The sequence below is a fragment of the Sphingomonas sp. AP28 genome (assembly GCF_056680455.1).
The window spans coordinates 171,154-190,278 of sequence record NZ_JBWXQI010000004.1; the positions used below are offsets into that span (position 1 = coordinate 171,154).

At 60.1% G+C, this 19,125-nt stretch carries 18 protein-coding genes and 2 pseudogenes; 9 read left to right on the forward strand and 11 right to left on the reverse strand.

Annotated features, from left to right (window positions below; all coding sequences use genetic code 11):
• Positions 1-3: 3 nt before the first annotated feature.
• Positions 4-1,341: an O-antigen ligase family protein gene (locus AC1MH0_RS23110; protein ID WP_480966397.1), complete on the reverse strand. Its 1,338-nt coding sequence runs from the start codon at positions 1,339-1,341 to the stop codon at positions 4-6.
• Between the two features lie 136 nt (positions 1,342-1,477).
• Positions 1,478-2,471 (reverse strand): annotated as a pseudogene (locus AC1MH0_RS23115) (IS481 family transposase).
• A 137-nt stretch (positions 2,472-2,608) separates the two neighbouring features.
• Here AC1MH0_RS23115 and AC1MH0_RS23120 point away from each other — a divergent pair.
• Complete coding sequence (locus AC1MH0_RS23120; protein WP_480966398.1) at positions 2,609-2,941, forward strand: hypothetical protein; 333 nt, start codon at positions 2,609-2,611, stop codon at positions 2,939-2,941.
• Here the strand turns inward: AC1MH0_RS23120 and AC1MH0_RS23125 are convergent.
• The 3 genes from AC1MH0_RS23125 to AC1MH0_RS23135 form a co-directional block, all read right to left on the reverse strand.
• The gene (locus AC1MH0_RS23125) at positions 2,932-4,110 is read right to left on the reverse strand and encodes an acyltransferase family protein (protein WP_480966399.1); all 1,179 of its coding nucleotides are present in this window, start codon (positions 4,108-4,110) and stop codon (positions 2,932-2,934) included. The two genes, AC1MH0_RS23120 and AC1MH0_RS23125, sit on opposite strands and share 10 nt — an antisense overlap.
• Before the next feature lie 182 nt (positions 4,111-4,292).
• A complete protein-coding gene (locus AC1MH0_RS23130) occupies positions 4,293-4,442 on the reverse strand; it encodes a hypothetical protein (protein WP_480966400.1) in 150 nt (49 codons plus the stop codon).
• A gap of 97 nt (positions 4,443-4,539) precedes the next feature.
• Entirely contained in the window at positions 4,540-6,477 is a 1,938-nt protein-coding gene (locus AC1MH0_RS23135) for an acyltransferase family protein (RefSeq protein WP_480966401.1), read from the reverse strand.
• A gap of 584 nt (positions 6,478-7,061) precedes the next feature.
• On the opposite strand from AC1MH0_RS23135, the gene AC1MH0_RS23140 reads away from it, so the two are divergent.
• Positions 7,062-7,790 carry a GDSL-type esterase/lipase family protein gene (locus tag AC1MH0_RS23140; protein ID WP_480966402.1) on the forward strand — a complete coding sequence of 243 codons (729 nt, stop codon included), beginning with the start codon at positions 7,062-7,064 and terminating at the stop codon, positions 7,788-7,790.
• Here the strand turns inward: AC1MH0_RS23140 and AC1MH0_RS23145 are convergent.
• Positions 7,787-8,338 (reverse strand): IS5 family transposase, encoded by a 552-nt coding sequence (locus AC1MH0_RS23145; protein WP_480966403.1) that lies wholly within the window; start codon positions 8,336-8,338, stop codon positions 7,787-7,789. The two genes, AC1MH0_RS23140 and AC1MH0_RS23145, sit on opposite strands and share 4 nt — an antisense overlap.
• On the opposite strand from AC1MH0_RS23145, the pseudogene AC1MH0_RS23150 reads away from it, so the two are divergent.
• Positions 8,237-8,521: pseudogene (locus AC1MH0_RS23150) on the forward strand (integrase core domain-containing protein); the annotation flags it as partial. The gene AC1MH0_RS23145 and the pseudogene AC1MH0_RS23150 sit on opposite strands and share 102 nt — an antisense overlap.
• 30 nt (positions 8,522-8,551) lie before the next feature.
• On the opposite strand, the gene AC1MH0_RS23155 reads toward AC1MH0_RS23150, so the two are convergent.
• Entirely contained in the window at positions 8,552-9,430 is an 879-nt protein-coding gene (locus AC1MH0_RS23155; protein ID WP_480966404.1) for a PilZ domain-containing protein, read from the reverse strand.
• Between AC1MH0_RS23155 and AC1MH0_RS23160 the strand changes: the two genes are divergently transcribed.
• Positions 9,404-9,775 (forward strand): PEPxxWA-CTERM sorting domain-containing protein, encoded by a 372-nt coding sequence (locus AC1MH0_RS23160; RefSeq protein WP_480966405.1) that lies wholly within the window; start codon positions 9,404-9,406, stop codon positions 9,773-9,775. The genes AC1MH0_RS23155 and AC1MH0_RS23160 overlap by 27 nt on opposite strands.
• 98 nt (positions 9,776-9,873) lie before the next feature.
• On the opposite strand, the gene AC1MH0_RS23165 is transcribed toward AC1MH0_RS23160, so the two are convergent.
• Entirely contained in the window at positions 9,874-10,869 is a 996-nt protein-coding gene (locus AC1MH0_RS23165; protein WP_480966406.1) for a glycosyltransferase family 2 protein, read from the reverse strand.
• Positions 10,870-10,903: 34 nt separating this feature from the next.
• Positions 10,904-12,394: a hypothetical protein gene (locus AC1MH0_RS23170; RefSeq protein WP_480966407.1), complete on the reverse strand. Its 1,491-nt coding sequence runs from the start codon at positions 12,392-12,394 to the stop codon at positions 10,904-10,906.
• A 377-nt stretch (positions 12,395-12,771) separates the two neighbouring features.
• On the opposite strand from AC1MH0_RS23170, the gene tnpA reads away from it, so the two are divergent.
• The 4 genes from tnpA to AC1MH0_RS23190 all read left to right on the forward strand — a co-directional run bounded on the left by tnpA (position 12,772) and on the right by AC1MH0_RS23190 (position 15,422).
• Positions 12,772-13,119, forward strand: coding sequence for an IS66-like element accessory protein TnpA (gene tnpA / locus AC1MH0_RS23175; protein ID WP_480966283.1), 348 nt, complete (start codon positions 12,772-12,774; stop codon positions 13,117-13,119).
• A complete protein-coding gene (gene tnpB / locus AC1MH0_RS23180) occupies positions 13,116-13,463 on the forward strand; it encodes an IS66 family insertion sequence element accessory protein TnpB (protein WP_056489367.1) in 348 nt (115 codons plus the stop codon). Before tnpA ends, tnpB begins: the two co-directional genes overlap by 4 nt.
• 76 nt (positions 13,464-13,539) lie before the next feature.
• Positions 13,540-15,189, forward strand: coding sequence for an IS66 family transposase (tnpC, locus tag AC1MH0_RS23185; RefSeq protein WP_480966408.1), 1,650 nt, complete (start codon positions 13,540-13,542; stop codon positions 15,187-15,189).
• A 2-nt stretch (positions 15,190-15,191) separates the two neighbouring features.
• Positions 15,192-15,422 carry a hypothetical protein gene (locus AC1MH0_RS23190; RefSeq protein WP_480966409.1) on the forward strand — a complete coding sequence of 77 codons (231 nt, stop codon included), beginning with the start codon at positions 15,192-15,194 and terminating at the stop codon, positions 15,420-15,422.
• A 242-nt stretch (positions 15,423-15,664) separates the two neighbouring features.
• Here the strand turns inward: AC1MH0_RS23190 and AC1MH0_RS23195 are convergent, their stop codons facing one another.
• Complete coding sequence (locus AC1MH0_RS23195) at positions 15,665-17,116, reverse strand: sulfotransferase family protein (protein ID WP_480966410.1); 1,452 nt, start codon at positions 17,114-17,116, stop codon at positions 15,665-15,667.
• A 196-nt stretch (positions 17,117-17,312) separates the two neighbouring features.
• Between AC1MH0_RS23195 and AC1MH0_RS23200 the strand changes: the two genes are divergently transcribed.
• A complete protein-coding gene (locus AC1MH0_RS23200) occupies positions 17,313-18,530 on the forward strand; it encodes an NF038122 family metalloprotease (RefSeq protein ID WP_480966411.1) in 1,218 nt (405 codons plus the stop codon).
• A 75-nt stretch (positions 18,531-18,605) separates the two neighbouring features.
• Here the strand turns inward: AC1MH0_RS23200 and AC1MH0_RS23205 are convergent, their stop codons facing one another.
• The gene (locus tag AC1MH0_RS23205; protein WP_480966412.1) at positions 18,606-18,959 is read right to left on the reverse strand and encodes a hypothetical protein; all 354 of its coding nucleotides are present in this window, start codon (positions 18,957-18,959) and stop codon (positions 18,606-18,608) included.
• Positions 18,960-19,125: the final 166 nt, after the last annotated feature.

Sequence of the window (19,125 nt, forward strand, 5' to 3'; positions counted from 1 at the left end):
CGGTCAGGACGCCGGGGTGGTTTCCAGCTGCCGCGGCGACGGGTCGACCGCGGTGCGCGATCGGCGTACCGGCCTTACCATTCCTAGTCCCATCGCGAGGCCGAGGGTGATCGCGAACAAATACTGCGTGATCTCCGTGATGAATATCCATTCGTAGAGGCTGTGCGTCGCCACCGTGGCGAGGACGACGGTAACGCCGAGCAGTAGTTCGCTGTCCGGCGTGTATGGCTTGGCCCACGCCGCACGCAGCGCGGTCAGGATAGCGATGGCATAAAGCAGCACGAAGGTACTCACCCCAAGCCATCCAGTTTCGGCCGCCATCAACAAATAGACGTTGTGGACGTTTGCAGACCGCGAACCGAAACTCCAAATGACGCCGGCACGGTCGGAATAGCCCTTTGTATTCGCATTGACCACATATTCGTTCGCCCCAACGCCCATGGGATGATCGGTCCACATCGCTCGCGCTGCCCGTTCGAAGGCGGCGCGTTCATCGTAACTGCCGTTGTCGCCCGACGTGGCGAAGCGCTTCTGCAACGTCAGGTAGGCGACGGGCGACAGCGTCAGCAGGATGGCAAGGCCCGCACCCGCCACACGCATCTTCTTCGCGGTCGGCCGCCGAGCCAGCGACAGCAGCAGCAGCACCACCACGCCGGCGCTGGCGAATCCAACCGTTCCACGCGACCCGGTCAGGGCGACCGTGGCCAGCGCGGCCGCGACGCCAACCTTGAGAATCGGCGCCTTGTCGCCCGCCAGCATGGATGCGAGCGCGAGGAGCAAGGCGAAATGGGTCATCATGCCGAGCAGGTTCTGATGTCCCATCGTGCCGCTCGCCTGGACGGCGCCGCTGCCAAAGTGCTGGATGATCGAGAAAAACGCCTGGAAGACGATGCCGTAGCACAGACCATAGACGATATGGCGGGGCGCATCCTGACTGCCGCTGCTGATCCGGGCGACCGCGGCGGCCACCAGGAAGACTCGCATCAACTGCCATACGTACTGGAAGGCGGCGAAGGGGACGTCGGCCACTGCCATCGAAGCCGCGGCGGCCAGGATATAAGCGCCGAACGCAATCGGAATGGCGTGTCGGACGGGGCGTTTCGCCGTGCTCAGCAGCAGCCCGATCGCGAGCAGGTCGGGCAGGCTTACGACCAAGCCCTTCACATAACCCGGCCAATAGGCCCAGGACACGATCGACACCGTCAAATGCGCCCATCCATAGACGAACGGCGACGCACCGAGCAGCATCCAAACCCAGCGCCGCACCGCCGGGTTCGACGTGAGCGCGGTTATCAGCAGCGGGATGCATAGGAAAAAGAGCAGTAAGCCGAGATAGCGCATTGCCGTGCCTTAAACGCAATTGCGTTACGATGCGATTATTGTTGTCCCGGATCAATATCGGCGATGGCCGCGAGCTCGGTGGCATATTGCACCATAGCCCCGGCGCTTTCGGGCGACCCGCAGGGCGATGCCGCCCTTAGATGTTTGGTCTCAGCGATTGATGGTGCGGGTTTGAGATGAACCGGCCTGGGTCATCTGTCCATGCTTTGCAGATGGCTTCGTATGGCGTGAGCCCGCGCAGGGTCTTCAGGCAACGGGCGAAGTTGTAGGCGGCGAGGAAATCGGCGAGGTGCTGTCGCAATTGATCGTGCGTCTCGTAATGATAGCGTTTGACGGTTGCCTCCTTGATCGTCCGGTTCATCCGTTCGACCTGACCGTTCGTCCACGGGTGGCGCGGTTTGGTGAGGCGGTGTTCGATATCGAGATCGGCGCGAGGCTAATTCGAAGGAATGGCAGAGGAACGGCAGCTTCTTTCGGCGCATTTCCTTGATGTCCTCAGGCGTCCAGCCGTCGCCGGTTGGATCGGTGAAGTGCGTACCGTTATCGGTGAGCACTGTGTGAATCCGATACGGCACGGCAGCGACGAGGTGCCGAAGGAAGTCGGCAGCGACCCGGCGTGTGGCTTTCTCGTGCAACTCAACGAAGGCGAACTTGGACGTCCGGTCGATCGCCACCAGAAGGTACAGCTTGCCTTGCTCGGTCCGCACCTCGGTCAGATCCACGTGGAAATAGCCGGTGGGATAGGCCTTGAACTTCTTCCTGACCGGCTTGTCGCCATCAACATCGGGCAGCCGGCTGATGCCGTGACGTTGGAAACAACGGTGAAGCGACGAGCGCGTCAGATGTGGGATCGTCGCCTGTAGAGCATACAGGCAGTCATCCAGCGGCAGCAGCGTGTGGCGCCGGAAGGCCACCACCACAGCCTTCTCCTCGATCGTCAACGTCGTAGAACGGGCCTCCTTGGGTCCGGTTCGAAGATCAGCCGTCGATGAGCACTTGCGCCACTTCGCGACCGTCTTCTGGTTGACGCCGTGACGCGTCGCCAGCGCCCTCAAGTTCTCTTTACTATGCTGTATCGCTCGACGAACGACCTCTGTCGTTGTGGCGCTCCCGTGTAGAACCTGGCCCATAGTGCATCCTTCCACTCGCTTGTGGTTATTGCACCATCAATCCCCGGGACAAACATCTAGGGCTATTCACATATTCCTCGCGCGGTGGCTTTGCCGATTACGGGACATGGCGGCTATCAAGCAACGATCACCTTTCGATGATCGATCCGAACCATGCGCCGATGCTCAACGGATCAACATGGCACGCCGATTGGATGGGCGGCTGGCGGCCGTCAATTATGACGACTTGGCAGCAGAACGGAAACGATATCGACGGCTTTACGCCTCACGACATGATCGACAGCGTAATCAGTCCGACGCAGCAGCTTATCGTTAGCGCGACCGTGCCATATGGCCGATCGCCGCAGGTCAACACCGGGCAGCGGCTGGCGACAATTCCCGCCAACCTTGTTCGCCTTCCGAATGACGGGACAGGCGGAAAGGGGCCGCTTACGGTCCGTGGGCAGCCGCCGTATGGCGCTCATTTTTGAGCCGCTCGCTTCTCTCTTCCAAGGCGACGAATAGCCCTGTTGATCGGCTGCTCGTAATATCGCGTCGACACATAGGCGAGGACAAAGGTTACCAGTACTAAAAGCGGACGTTTCAGGTATTTCCCGGGTTCGGTGCCTAGCCACGTATCACCTAGCATTCCATGTATGACGTAGATGGCATAGGAAATCTCGGCGATTAGCAGCATGGCCGGAGTGGTTAGCGCCCATTGTAGGCGCCGTGGGGCCGTAATCAGCGTTGATCCCACAAGTAGCGCCGCTGCGTAAGGGCGCAGGTACTGCAGCGGCCCCGACCAAGGGTTGCTGGCTGCGATCAGGAATAGAATCATCGCCCATGTTGGAACTCGGGCTAACCATTGGCGGGAACCGAGACGGCCAGAATAGACAAGAGCGAGGCTACCCCCGGCAAGCACTTCGTCAATGCGATGCCAGGTAACGATGCTGATCGGCTCTTGTGCGGCAACTCGGGCGATCGTCACAGCAACGCATAACAGTGGCACGAGGTGGAGACCGCGCTTCCGTCCGAAGGCAAAACACATCAGCGCCGCCAGCGCGTAGAACTGCATCTCTACGCCTAGCGACCAGAGGTGGTGCCCTCCCTCCAAGAGCGAGGCTGGCGGCAAATTGGCCGTGAACGACAGATTTCGGATGACCGTTTGAGCGTCGTAAGCCTGCCAGGTCAGTAGGAAAAGTATCGCTAACCACGCCAACGGCAAGATGCGGGCCACCCGCTTCAGCAGGAAGGTGCCAAGCGGTGCCCCGGCGGCAAGGAAGCTGACAATCAGAAACCCGGAAAGGGTGAAAAACAGCGCCATACCGGCTGCTGCGGCAGTATGGTTAAAGAGTAACCCCTTTGGAGGCATGGGCACCCAATGACCCGCCAGCACGAGCAGGATGCTCACTGCCCGCCAGCCATGAAGAATGGGGATGTCAGGAACTCGCCCAAGCGCACCCACTTGTTCCTGCGCCACGACCATAAAACTCCTCAACATCGATACGTGGACGCAACCACGGCACGGGGTAAACTTCAAGCGAGATACGCTTAAACGGAAGATGGCATGCGCGGCGTGCAGCTGGGCTACGTCAGCGCGGAGCGTGCGCCCCTGATCGGCAAGCGGATGAAGGAAGACGACGCGACCGCGGTCTTCCATGCAATGCACGGGAGCGGGACCTATATCCGATCCGGTTCGGAGGCGGGCTACCTGCGCTGCCCGACCCGGTCCCTGACGTTCCGAAGCGCCCTCCCCCGCGTCAGGCACGGCCGGCGCAGCGACCGGTGTACGATCCCCACGCGTTCTATCCTGATGAGGAAGGCCAGAGTTCGGGGCTTAGCCTATCGCACTTCATGGGCGTTCAGTGCGTCCACAATCATCATCGCATCTTCCGAAGTCTGAGCAACAGGTGGCGCCGCAGGTTCTGACAATTGCCGCCATATCCATCGAAGCGACTTCATAATAAATAAAGTGGCGAAACCGACCTTCATGATCCTGCTCCATCATCTGCGAATGACCACCGTGGACAGGTAGACCAGCTGCACATTATCATGTTGCCCCTAGCTTTTGTATCTCTTTACCATCGAACTATCCTGCTAGATCCTCGGCGATGATCCTGCGGAAAAGCGGCCTCTGCGATATCGCCGGGTGAGCATCATCGTGATAAAGCGGGTGACCCTCAAACAATACGCGGCATGCCCCTCCCGCGCAAATCCGCTTTGCTGGCTGGATAAGAGTAACTTTTGGGTATCGGTCCAGTTCGCGCGTCAAGAACATGAAGCGGCTCGCATGCTCCGCGGCGCTATACGAAATGTCCCAATTCCTCCCGAGCATGGCATTTCGCGTTAGGGTAGCCGGCACAGGGCGCTTTGCACCCGGAACGGGTAGCCATACCGACAATCGGCGGCCATTCGCGGTGAGCGCGGCGATCGTTCGAGCAAGGCTCAGGCGGAAGGCATCCAGCGCTGCTTCTTCTTTGACCACCCGTCCGGCCCTGTCCGTGTAGCCAGCTTCCAGAGGCTGCCGCCAGGTCGATACGATCGCTACGTCGTGTACCTCGGGGTGAGTGGCGATCAGGTGTCCGGTCCGCTCATTAAAACGGCGGCATTCAGGGTTACCGCTGTCAAGAACGGGAAGGCATCCGGACTGGAATACGAAATAGCCTGACGAGCGCCGCAAGCGCAGAACGTCGCCGAACGAAGGGGCGAGTGCATCGGCGTGGGAATCGCCGTAAATAACCCAGCTCGGCCGCTTGCTAGTGTCGCCAATTAAGCAAGGGTTGTCGAAGCGATTCTCGCATTGACGAAACGCGCTGCCGGCATCTCCGGCTCTGGCGGCCATCGCGAGTTGTCCGGGGCCGAGGCGTTCTGGCAGGCCGTCCGATCGCAAGATTATAAGGGCGACGGCAAGAATTGCAGCGGTAGCGCCAAGGTAGGCAAGGACCAGCTTGCGGTTGTTAGCTAACAATTGGCGGCTGCGGATCGGGACTTCGGCGATGTGAAATAGCGCCGTTGCCAACAACAAGCAGAACGCGAGCCCCGCAGCCCGAGCGCTCAGAGAATAGTCTATGATGAGGACGGGCGCGAACACGCGGACCGGCCAGTGTACTAGATAAAGCTCATAGGAGATTCGTCCGAGATACGCCGGTGCCCGCTGGCTCATCAGTCGCGCCCACCATCCGTTGGAGTCGCTACCAGCCACTAGCAGTCCTACGGTGGCCGCGACGGGCAGTGTCGCGAAAAATCCCGGAAATGAAGTCGTTGGTCCGTAGAGTGCCAGCGCTAGTCCAAGCAGCCCAAGCCCCATTGCGGCCAGCCATGCCTTGGGTATTTGCCGACGCGCTGTAAGCGCAGCTAACTGCGGTGTTAGCGCCCCAGCAGCAAACTCCCACGCTCGGGTCGGCAGCAAATAGAACGTTGCCCAAGGCTTCCAATAAATAGTAGCAATATTAAGCGCGAAGGACACCAACAATATCGCCACCAAGACCGTAGTCATGCGGCGGGGCAGCAGCTTGGCTGCTCCCCAAAGCAGAGGAGGGAAGATAAGGTAGAACTGCTCCTCGATTGCAAGGCTCCAAGTGTGAAGAAGGAGAGACTGCTCCGCCTGCAGACCGAAGTAATTCACAGAGCGCCAGTAATAAATATTAGAGGCATAAAGCTGGGCAGCTATTGCCTCCTTGGCAAAGGCTTCCAACTCAAGGGGAGTAAAAATGAGCAGCGCAACCAGCAAGGTCAAGACCATAGTCGCGACTAGCGGCGGCGCCAGGCGGCGAATGCGTTTGGTGTAGAACGTACGAAATCGGAACGATTTGTCCTCAACCTGGCGGATGATAGCAGGGACGATCAGAAACCCCGATATAACGAAGAAGACGTCCACGCCGATGAAGCCCGCGGCTAAGGCGTCGCTAAGATCAAAGTGGAAAGTAACGACAAGCAGTACTGCTAGCGCCCGTAGGCCATCGATATCCTTCCGGTACCCTGGAACGATCAAAATCGGATCCTGAGAGATCGGCGCTACAACGCTCACACCCGTCATCGCGAAAAATGCATTTGCACGGCGCAATAGACCTCACCGTCAGGGTGGGCGGCATCGGTTACGTCCGAGCCGCTAAATTCGATTCTCTTGGGAAGGAAAGGAAGGCCGCGATCAATGGCGGTCAAATGAACTGTCGGGTTCGCGTGTACCATAGCCGCCTTTCCTGATGAGACCAGCGCGGTCGTCTATGTCCGCAAGTTTCAATCACAGTCGCAAATTGAAGGTCGCCCGTCCACCCCGCGCGGGACGGTGGATCAGACTGAGCCTAAGGCACCTTAAATGCAATAAATGCGCCTTCGGACGTATGTTTGAGCTTGCCAAAAACGCTTTTGAGCAGAGCCTCTCGCTGCCACGATCGCCTCGAGACGGTTTTTGTCCGATGCCGTGACGGCGATGCTGATACCGGTGCACATTCTGCGTCTTCGCACCCAAACCGGGTGACGGGCATCCCAGAAAGGGCTCTTCCGTCTCGATCAACCCAGTAATTTAAGCGTATTCACCTTGAAGTTTACCCCGCACCGTGGTTGCTTCCACATTTCGATGATGGAGCGACAATGAGCGGCAGAATGCAAGACATGAACCCGCAAGCTAGAGTGATCTTCGCTGTGCTGATCATATACTCGCTTATGACAAGCGTGCTGATCGGTTCGTTCGTATGGAAGCGTGGTGGACTCGACTATGTTGCCGAGCAGGTCGGGTTATCGCGGGCTGTTGTTAACAGGGCGGACTGGCAAATAAAGGCCGTTTCCGCTTTCGGTCATTACCCGGCCACCCCGAACAGTATTGTCTTCGCGGGTGATAGCATCACCGCCAGGATGCCGTGGTCAGAGTACTTCTCTACGATCAAAAACCGTGGAGTAGGCGGCGAAACCAGCGCGGGGCTACTCGCCCGTATCGCGCCGATTGCTGCCGACAAGCCACGAAAGGTATTTATCAACATCGGGACCAATGACTTATCGAAGGACATAGAGCCCGATGAGGTGGTTTCCAATATTACTGATACCGTCGCAGCTGTTCGAAAGTTTTCCCCGTCAACGGCAGTCTACGTCGTCTCGGTGCTGCCGACCAACCCGACCTTTGACGGCACCACACTTGCCAAACGCAAGTTTCCGAAACTGACCGAACTGAACCGCAGCCTTGAAGCGCAACAGTCGCGGCTTGGCTTCACGTTCGTTGACATAGCTCGATTTTTCAAAGGGAAGAACGGTTATCTGATGCCCGCGCTGACAACGGACGGGACTCACCTAAACGAAAAGGGCAATCATCTTTACGCTCAAGCGCTAGCTTCATACGTCGGTAGCTAGGCCACGTGGACAAAGGGCAGCCACAGCGTAACTGATGCGAGCGCGACGAAGCCGAGATATGACTCTGCTGTCTTGTCATAACGCGTTGCGACACGGCGCCAGTTCTTGAGCTTGCTGAACAAGCGCTCGACGAGATTGCGCCAACGGTATTTCTCGCGATCATGCGGGATCGGTATGCGGCGGTTACTTTTGGTTGGAATGACCGCCTCGACATCCGCCTTGGCGAGTTCCTGGCGGATGGCATCGGCGTCATAGCCCTTATCGGCAAGCAGGGCCTCGATCCGGTCAGCCAGCATTCCGAACAAGGGCCTGAAGCCCTTCACGTCGTGGGCTTGGCCCGGCGTCAGGACGAAACATAGCGGTCGCCCCTGACCATCACAGCGGGCGTGCAGCCCTTCGACAAGCTCAGGAGAGCCTTGGTTGTGAAGCCGCCTCGCGCCGATCTCGATATCGAACACCGCCTCACCAAACCGCGCCACCCGTGGACGAACGGTCAGGTCGAACGGATGAACCGGACGATCAAGGAGGCAACCGTCAAACGCTATCATTACGAGACGCACGATCAATTGCGACAGCACCTCGCCGATTTCCTCGCCGCCTACAACTTCGCCCGTTGCCTGAAGACCCTGCGCGGGCTCACGCCATACGAAGCCATCTGCAAAGCATGGACAGATGACCCAGGCCGGTTCATCTCAAACCCGCACCATCAATCGCTGAGACCAAACATCTAGACACGGTCGATCTACTTCCTGCTTTTCGGCTTACGCGATCCCGATTCCGATCCAGCAGATCCCGAGCAAGATCCAGGGGGCGACGGCGATCGTCGCAATCGTCAGCACCCGCATCCGCGAGGACAGCGACCATTCCGGGTCCGCGGCGGGCGCCGGGCCGTCGATGTGTGCAGCGGTGACACCGGGAAAGCGGATCGGTTCGGGAGGCTTCAGACCGCACAGCGCTGAGGCAAGCTCGTTTTGTGTCAGTGGCACCTGAAACTGGTAGCCGTATCCGCCGTTGCTCTCGCGCAATACGTGCGCAGTGCGCAGACCTACCCCGAACACGCCGAGGGTGATCTCGTCGCCAATCTCGACGCCGTGCGTGGCGGTAGTGCGAAACCCGGTCGCTGACAGGTCGTCGATGACCACATCTTGGGGTTCCGCCTGCGCGTTGCGCAGCGTGCCGTCGAGCGACACCGGATAGCGTTCGGCTGTCCGAATGTCATGATACAACTTTGCTACAAACAACATCGGCGTGCCCCAAGACCTGGATTCACAGTCTGGGGAGGAACAGTTAATAATGCGTAAGCGGCGGTGCGAAGGCGCGACAGATCGTGTCAGATCGGGACAACTTAAGATTAAGGAAAGTAGCAGGAGAAAATGCGTACTCGGCCATGACCATGGAAAAACAGCTATCGCCCAGGTTAAGTACTTCTGACCGATGAAGTTGCCCGGGATGGTGTCGTTCGCGCCGCTGTTCGCGGTTTGGCCGGTACCGATGCCAACATAGTTGCCGTTGTTCTGGCCAGTGATCCTGAAGCCGTCGAAGGTGGCATTGAACACGCCGCCCGTGCTGGAGAAATCGCCGACCGTCGCGTTGGAGAAGGTCTCGGTCTCGACTTGTTCAATACCGATTACAGTGACCAATATGCGATCAACCTGCCTGGTGGCACGGTGTTCTCCGGACCTCCGTTTACTCTGGCGGACAACGGCACGACCTCGGGGTTCTTCGGTCTCGTTTCCGCAACGCCGTTCACCAGTGCTGTCATCACCAACAACCAGTTCGGTGGCTACATGTCTGATGAGGGGATGGACAACTTCATTACCAACGGTGCCGGGTCGGACAATGGTGCGGTTCCCGAGCCTACGACCTGGGCGATGATGCTGCTCGGCTTCGGCGCGATCGGCTTCGCGATGCGCTCAGCCAAGCGCCGCTCGGATGCCAAGTTCGAAGTCAAGATCCAGCGTCTGACTGCGGGCGCTACTGCCTAAGCAGTCGTTTCCGGACCGGGACGAGCAGGCCACCACCCTCCCTGAGGGTGGTGGCTTTTATCTTGGTCCGGACAGATGGCCGCGGCTGGCCGTCTACATTATGCCTCCAGCCTGTGCGCGAGGCCCGGATCGTGCGTCTCGGTTGTAGATCCAGTTATGCCCTGGTTCCCGGCAGAGGGTGCGGAATGCGCGAGGTAGGCGAGGCGGCGGACCTCCCGTCGGCCGTGCACGACGGTGTCGAGGATGAGTCCGGCGAAGACGCAGAGCGCAGCGATGATAACCAGTCCCGTAATCAGGATCGCGGTGGGGAAGCGCGGCACTAGATGCGTCTGCATGTAGGTGAACGCGAGCGGTACACCGAGGATTACCCCGGCCGCGGCGAACAGCGTGCCAATCGCGCCGAAGAACAGCAGCGGGCGTTCGATCCGGTAGAGCGTCACGATTGTGGCGAGGATGCGGAAGCCGTCCCGATAGGTGCTGAGCTTGGACGCGGATCCTTCGGGCCGCGCATAATAGGGCGTTTCCAGTTCCGCACAGGGCATTTTAAGCTCGAGCGCGTGAACGCTTATTTCGGTCTCAATCTCAAATCCCGAGGACAGCGAGGGGAAGCTCTTGACGAAGCGGCGTGAGAAGACGCGATAACCCGATAGAATATCAGTAAAGCTGCGCCCAAACAGCCGCGCGAGCATGCCAGTCAGCAACGCGTTGCCGAAGCGATGGCCGCGGCGGTAACTTTCTTGGACCTGGCTGATGCGGCTGCCAACGACCATATCGCAAGGTTCGCAGCATAAGCGGGCAACGAGCGCAGGCGCGGAGGGGGCATCGTAGGTCGCATCGCCGTCGGCCATGACGTAGACGTCGGCGTCGATGTCGGCAAACATCCGGCGGACGACGTTTCCTTTGCCCTGGATGCGTTCGGTGCGGACGATCGCGCCTGCGGTACGCGCCACCGCGACGGTGTCATCGGTGGAATTGTTGTCGTAGACGTAGATGGCTGCGTTGGGCAGCGCAGCGCGAAACCCTGCGACGGTCTGCGCGATCGCCGCGCCCTCGTTGTAGCAGGGCAGCAACACTGCGATGCTCGGCTTCGTCATGATCTCGTCCCTATTCATCGTCCGGCCACTTAGGTTATCGCCGCACGTGCGGGAATGCCGCCAGAGGGTTTGATCGCGCATATCGAGAGTGAATTAGGATCAATAGCGCCACGAACGGCAACACCCAAATAATTCGCGCCTGGTAGCGTTCGTGCGGCGTCGACAGCGCGCCGCAGACGATGTCGTTGGCCAGCCAGCCGACGACCGCCACCGCGCCATAGCCCGCGACGGGCCGCATCGTTGGTCGGCGGAACGCAAAGCCGACGACCACAATCGCGGCGATCGCGAGCGGCCACAGTAATCTCTGCGAGGGATCTAGCGGCATCGTGCGGGCATAGGCGCGCGTAGTAACGATCTCGTCCATCACCGCGGCCGGCACCCGTTCAAGATGCCCATGCGGCGGATAGTTAAATTCGACGAGGCTCAGCAATCCCATCTGCCGCCCCGCCGCGCGCAGCATGGTAACGGCCGAATCGCGCGGGAAAGTCGTTACTACCGCGAGCACGAACCGGCCCTGCTCCGCCGACAGCGCGCGCTGGTTGGCGGGGGACGTCGCAGTGAATACGCCGTCGGTCGAGGCCGGACTCCACAGGAAGGTATCGCTGCCCTGAGGCATCCGGTCGCGGAAGCGGCATAGCAGAAAGCCCGAAGCAGGGCAGGTACGGTCGAGATAGGCGAGGCCGGGTCCGTCCTCGATCAGTCGCGCGGTCACGAACGGCGGCCTTATCGGGGCGGCACCGGTCAGCCGCGTCACCGTCTGCGTAAATGCGGCCTCGCCTGCCAGTCCGAGCAGCACGCCGACGACGATGAGCGCACCGCCGCGGGCGACGCCGCCATCTCGGCGAAATCCAGCAAATAATAGGGCAGGACCGGCGATGGCAAGCAGGATCAGGATGTTGGCGCTGTGCATGAGCGTCGCCGCAAGGACTAGTACGAACCAGAAACCACGTCCGCCCCAACTTTCACGCTGCCATCCGACGACGAGCGCGGCCGCCGCAACGATGCCGATCCCGGCAATAAAATCGGGCATCAGCATTGAGGTGAAGAACGGTAGCGAGGTCACCGCAAGCAGCGCGAAGCCCGCCGCACAGGCCCAGCCGAAGGCGTGCCGGCGCGGATCGATGAAGTGCCGCGTCAGCCCGATCGCCGCGGCACCGGCAACAAGGGACTGAACAACGATCGTCAGCCAGCCTGACGAGCCGAACGCGACCCCGGCGAAGGGCATGACGCCGTAATAGACCGAGCGTCCAAGCAGTACGGGTTTGGTTTCGGCCGATCCCGGCACGTCGATAGCTGCGCGCAATGCCCGGGCTTCAACGGTGGTGCCCTGTGCGGCGACCGATTCGGTCCAAACGCTCTGCCAATTCGTTGCGCGGTGGAGTGCCGCATCGACACCGCGGATATAGGCGGTAGTGTCGGGAAAATAGAAGACACCGCCATTAACAATTGCCGGCCACAAAAGGACTAATGATAGCAACAGCAACAGGTATTGCCACCGATAGAGGGGTGATATCCGCGCGGTCATGCCATTATTCTGCTGTTCACCCTGTGCATCCCAGCTTCTTCAACCCGTTGTCGCGTCCGGGTGATATTGACGACATCGCATCTGTCCATCCGTAATCCCAAATTGCCCAAGGAAGGGTAAATTGCATTGAAATTAGACGGCTAGGCTGTGGCGATGCCAGCGTTGCTGACGGCGCCGGCGCCGGCGCCGGCGTCTGGCCCTCTGCCGACGACCGCAACGGACAGTGAGCGGCGAGCGTCACGGGCCCCGTCGCTTCGTCCTGCATTGAACAATCCAGGTCTGCCTCCGGTGAGGGGCATCTGGCGGGTGACGGTCTGAGCTGAGATGTTAGCCACAGTGCAAGCACTGTGGTTTGCACCGTGGCTAGAGACGTGGCGATGACCCAGATCACTGTACTGTCCGGCGTTGAGCGGCGTCGCCACTGGAGCGACGAGCGGAAGCTTGCTCTGGTGGAGGCAGCTATTGTGCCTGGCGCGTCGGTTGCCGCTATCGCGCGCGCTGCCGATATCTCGCCCTCGTCGATCTACCGTTGGCGACGCAAACTGTGCAGCAAGCGTGCGCAGCCGACCGGTTTTGCGGCCGTGGCCGTTCATGCGGATCCGCCCGAGATCGACCACGGTGCGTCCGACATGCTGGTCATCGAGCTCCGCGGTGTGACCATCCGTGCGGCTGGCGGCGTGTCTGCGAGCTTGCTGGTGGCGGCGTTGCGCGAGCTCAAAGGATGATCCCTGTTCCAGGCGGGGCCCGGGTCTGGATAGCCACCGGCAAGACGGACATGCGCAAGGGGATGTCGTCGCTGGCGATGCAGATCCAGCAGGGGTTCGGACGCAACCCGCATGCCGGCGACCTGTATGTTTTCAGAGGTCGCCGCGGCGATCTGCTGAAGATTCTGTGGCACGATGGCCTCGGAATGTCGCTCTACGCAAAGCGGCTGGAGCGCGGTCGGTTCACCTGGCCAGCGACATCTGACGGCGTCATCTCGATCTCAGCAGGGCAACTCGGCTTCCTGCTGGAAGGCATCGACTGGCGGAATCCACAATACACGTTCAGGCCCGAACTGGCGGGCTAAAACGCCCAGTTTTCCTAGGCTTTCGGCATCAAGCGCCTCGACAAATCGGCGGTTTTCTGCTGTAAAATGAGCCTCGATGGATACCGGCGCCGAGGCCCTTCCCGATGATGTCGAAGCGCTCAAAGCGCTGCTGATTGCCGAGCGCCACACCGTCCTCATTGCCCGCGTAGCTCTACTCGAGGCCGAGGCACTTGCCGCCATCGCCCAGGCTCAGGTCGCCGATGCACACGCCATTATCGAAGATCTCAAGCTGCGCATCGCCAAAGCCCGCCAGGACAAATGGGGGCAGTCGTCCGAGCGGCACAGGCAGTTGCTCGACCAGCTCGAGATGCAACTCGAGGACGTTGTCACTACCGCAACCGAGGATGAGCTCGCCACTGAGATAGCGGTCGCCAAAGCTAGTGCAGCCGGCGTTCCCGTGGTGCCGTTCACTCGCAAGAAGCCGACCCGCGCTCCGCTATCTGCCGATCTCCCCCGCCACCGTGTCGTCGTACCCGCCCCAGAGAGCTGCCCATGCTGCCACGGTGCGGAGCCGAGGAAGATTGGCGAGACCATCACGGAAAGCCGTGAGGTCGTTCCCCGCCAGTGGATCGTCGTGCAGACGGTCCGCGAGAAGTTCATCTGCAAGGCCTGTGAAACCATCACGCAGCCGCCAGCGCCCTTCCACCCCATTCCGCGTGCATCGGCTGGCCCCAACCTGCTGGCGATGGTCCTGTTCAATAAGTTCGGCCTGCATCAGCCGCTCAACCGTCAGAGCGAGACCTATGCCGCCGAAGGCATGAGTATCAGCGTGTCGACGCTTGCCGACTATGTCGGCCACGGCACCGTCCTGCTGCGCGGCCTGGTCGATCTCATCGAGGCGCACATCCTCGCCGGCGAGCGCATCCACCATGACGATACGACCGTGCCGGTCATGGCGGCCGGCAAGACCATAACGGGCAGGATCTGGGCATCCGTCCGTGACGACCGCCCCTTTGGCGGGACCGACCCGCCCGCCGTCTGCTATTACTACACCCGCGACCGCACAGGCGTTCATCCGCAGCGACAGCTCGCTCGGTATGCCGGCATCCTGCAGGCTGACGCCTATAGCGGCTATGACGCGCTCTACGCCGCGGGACGCAAACCAAGACCCATCCTGGAGGCAGCGTGCTGGGCACACGCCCGTCGCCCGTTCTTCAAGGAAGCTCGCCTGAGCCGGACGCCGCTTGCGGTCGACATCGTCACCCGCATGGATGCGATCTTCGCGGCCGAGCGCGTGATCTGGGGTCGGAACACAAGCGAACGGCTCGCCGCGCGACAGGTCCACGTCGCCCCGCTCGTCGCCGACCTCGAGCAGTTCCTGCGTCGGCAATATGGCCGTCTGTCGCGCAAGGGTGATCTGGCCAAGGCCATCAACTACATGCTGTCACGCTGGGACAGCTTTGCCCGCTTCGTGTCTGACGGCAGGATCTGCATGACCAACAATGCCGCGGAACGCCGGGTGAGAACCGTCGCGGTCGGGCGCCGGAACTGGACCTTCTGCGGCTCGGACCGCGGCGGTGACCGTGCGGCCGCCATGTATACGCTGATCCAGACCTGCCGCCTCAACGACGTCGACCCGCATGCCTGGCTGCGCGAGGTCATCGCGCAGATCTCCGACCACCCGCAGAACCGACTTCACGAGCTATTGCCGTGGGAATGGAAAGCGCGACAGCAGCGTCCCGATGCCATCGCGCAAGCCGCCTAACCGTGCCTGCTACAAGCCGCGTCTACACCCTGCGACACGCGGCCAGACTGCTGGGCGAGACCGAGGACACCGTCTTCGACGCCTCGATCAGCATGTTTCCCGAGGATGGCGCCATCCAGATCATCGACGGCGATTTCGGCGACCAGGATTGGGCTTTGGCGTCCGCCTTCACTGATGAAGGTCTTGAGAACCTCCGCTACATCATCGACGAAACCAGGCTCCACGGCTCGTAGCATCATCTGCGCCAACCTCGAGGGCGCTCACCGAATGCGTACCAATCCAGGCCGACAAAAGCGCTTCAGTGGGATGAGCCAGAGAGATGAGAAAGCCAGGAATCCTCGGTCGCCGATCAAACGTGCCTGAAATCAACCGGTCTCGGCTGGAGAATAGTAAGCTTCGCCTTCAACACAAATACAAATCCGGCATATAGCCGGTGTCGGACGTTACGCCCGATCGGTGATACCCGGCCATCGCATCACGACCTGCCATAAATATCAGCGAAGGATTGCATAAACGCGTGATACGGCTCTGCCACACCTAGACCATCTCGATTGATAGGACGGCGGACTTGAAGGGAACTGGCGGTGGCAACCCGACGGGCACTAAGATGCGGCGCGTAAGGCGCATCCTCATGATCGAGTCCGCAATGCGTCAGCAGGCGTGAGGTCCACTCTGCCGGTTCTTTAACCAGTCCGTCGAAGGGAACGATCAGCAGCCGTTCGCCAAGGACCTGCTTCCAGAAAGTCATCAATTCGTCCTCCAGCTGAAAATGCCGGGCGATATCGGCAAAGTCGAAGCTCCAGGCGACACCATGAATGAAAAAGGTGCGAAAGCATGACCATGCGGCATCGAAAGGATCGCGCCGCATCCAGACGAGCGGTGCATCGGGAAGGACCGAGGCAATCACCCCCATGAAACGGCTCGCATCGATCGTCTTGTCGACAATCCGGCCGGACGTGCCGAACCGTTCTGACAGCAGGTGGAGGTACAGCTGGGCCAGGACGTCGAGTGAGCCGCCCCGTGCCAGATAGCGTCCGATGTCGTCGCCCGAGATACCACCAGCCGCCACGGCAACGTGCTGGATCAGGTTAAGTTCGCCGCCATCGAGTACGGCACTGTGGCTTGCCAGGATATGTTCGACCAGCGTCGTTCCCGAACGCGGTAGCCCGGTAACAAAAATTGGCCGGCTGGTTTCAACTCCCCGATCTTGCGGGAAGGGATTAAAGAAGCCGTCGGCATAACCGGTCATTGCCGCCTTGGCATTTGCTGCATCGGCATCGTGACTGTACGGTAATTCTGATTTTAGCAGCGCCGCCCCGCGCGCATAGGCCGCAAATGACGCCGCGTGGTCACCACGGTCGGCATGCAGCTTGCCAAGCGCGTAGCAATAGCGCGCCAGATCGGCCGGCCCCTGCTTCTCCGCAACAGCGGCTTCGGCGAGCAGCTGATCGCCGATCGATCCGATCGCCAGATTTTCCGCGGTCGCCAGCGACAACCACGCCGGTCCCCAGCCCGGTCGACAGCTTAACGCTGTCAGCAAATGATTGCGTGCCTCTTCAACCCGCCCCAGTGTCATCGCGGTATTGCCAAGGACATAGGCGCGGCCACAGTGATCGGGGACGTCGTCGGGCAGGCTCGCGAGCAGATCGTGCGCCTCTTGCAATCGTTGCGCCTGCGCCAGCAGCACGACTTTCGAATAGAGCGCCATCGGCTTATTTGCCGCACTCGCAATGAATTCATCGCTCGCCCGCAAGGCCAGCGTCCATTCGCCGCTCACTTGCATCAGCTTCGCGAGCGTGTTCCACCGGTCGCCGAGCGGGGCCCTGCTGTCGAGCAATAGGGTAATCGCGCGGTTGGTTTCGACGCGATCGCGGCGAGCCACTGCTGCCTTCAACAGGGCCAATACGGCAGGTTGCGTCGCACTCATTGTCGGCTCCAGAGGCTTGCGGAACGATCGATTACCATCCGATTATGCATGCGGGATGCCACGCTATGACAAATAGGGACAAGAGGATGGTATGCCAGGTTATTCAGATTGACAAAGCACATGCAGCACACAACGATGGTTAATGCGGCGTTAACGGTAATGGGCCGGACGATGACGCGGATAAAAGGGGTGCGATATGCGGGTCAGGAATATTCTTTGCTGCGGTGCAGCGATGCTGACGATGGTTGCGGCACCGGCTAACGCCGTCGTCATCAACCTGATCGATCTGGGCGGCGTTACCGGCTCCAAAGCTCAGCAGGGTTTCAACATCGCAGCGGCCTACTGGGGCTCAATGCTAACCAACAATGCAACCATCAACCTCGGCGTTGGTTTTTCGGCGTTGGGTACCGGGATCATTGGCTCGACCGGAAGCACTCGCGCAGATTATGGTGTTCTGAACTGGGAGTCGCGGGTAAACGCCACAAAAAGCGGCTCGGCGATCGATCAGAACATCGTTCTGCCTAAGCTTACCAACAATGGTGCGAGCTTCATTACCAACGGCACGACAACGACGAACGGTGTAACCCGAGACGACCTTAGCAAGCTCGCCTATGACAACGGATCGACGACAAGCAGCAAGACGTTGTACCTCAATACCGCGGTCATCAAGGCGATCGGCGGCAACACTGGTATTCCGACGTCGACGCGCGACGGCGACGTCACCTTCAGCAGTAACTTCAATTTCGATTTCGATCCGACGGACGGTATCTCGGCAAACACGTTCGATTTCATCGGCGTGGCCATTCATGAAATCGGCCATGCGTTGGGATTTGTTTCGGGCGTTGATTTCCTGGACGTTTATGGGATCAATGGCCCAGGAGCGGCGACCAACCCCAATGCTGGCGCCCTTACTTACAGCTTGAACGATACGTCGATCTACAGCGCGCTCGACATGTTTCGCTACAGCAAAGATCCGACCAACATACTGCTGGGTTCAGACCCGACGCTCGACTTGTCGGTAGGTGGGGAAAAATATTTTTCAGTTGATGGGGGTAAGACCGCATTGTTCGGGAACACCTTCTCGACGGGCCGCTACAATGGCGATGGTCAGCAGGCTTCGCACTGGAAGGATACCGCTGGCTGCGCGATCGGCAACGGTATCATGGACCCGACCTTTTGCTTCGGCCAGACCGGTTTTGTGACAGGGCTCGACCTCGCTGCCTATGACGCGATGGGTTATAACCTTAGCACCAATGCACTGACCTATGGCACCACATCGACGGCGACCATCTATCGCCAGTTCGCTGCGGTTCCCGAGCCTGCGACTTGGTTCATGATGATCGGCGGCTTCGCTCTCGCCGGTGCGGCAATGCGCCGTCGGTCCACCAAAGTCACGTTTGCCAAGGCTATTTGATACATGCCTGCCGCCGATCCGGGGATCGGCGGCAGGCAATCCCGATTTTATCGACGCTTCGAGGCTTCCTCGACCCTATTTAGCGAGGTCGCGCAGCCGAGTTTCGGCCCGACTGGCGCGCGCTGCACAGGCGTTCATCAAGGTCGCTGCTGCTGACGCGGGCATGCTTTTCTTCTGCACATCGATTGCGGCTTTCACCTGTGCCGGCTGACGCGCGTCGAGCCTACCCATGAAGTAGCTGCCGACGGATGCTCCGACCTGGCGGCCTTGAGCGTTTTTTGCGCCCGATGCCAGCGCGTTGCTTAACAATACGCACCGTACTTCATCTGTGACGGTCTGGGCATGAGCGCCGGTCGAGATCGCCATCGGTGCCGCCATAGCCAATGCGACGGCACAGATGCGGCTGATGGCATTCAGATTCACGATCATCACATTCCCCCCTGGGCTTGACGCTCCTTACTTGCCGGTTTTGCGGTACTCTCCGGCATGGCGTCGATGTAGCTTAGGGCAGTGTATGCCGGACGCAACCTTGAGCAGTGCTGGATTTTGCGGTTCTTCAGCGCGAGCCCTCAAAGCGCGATAAATCGCGCCTGCT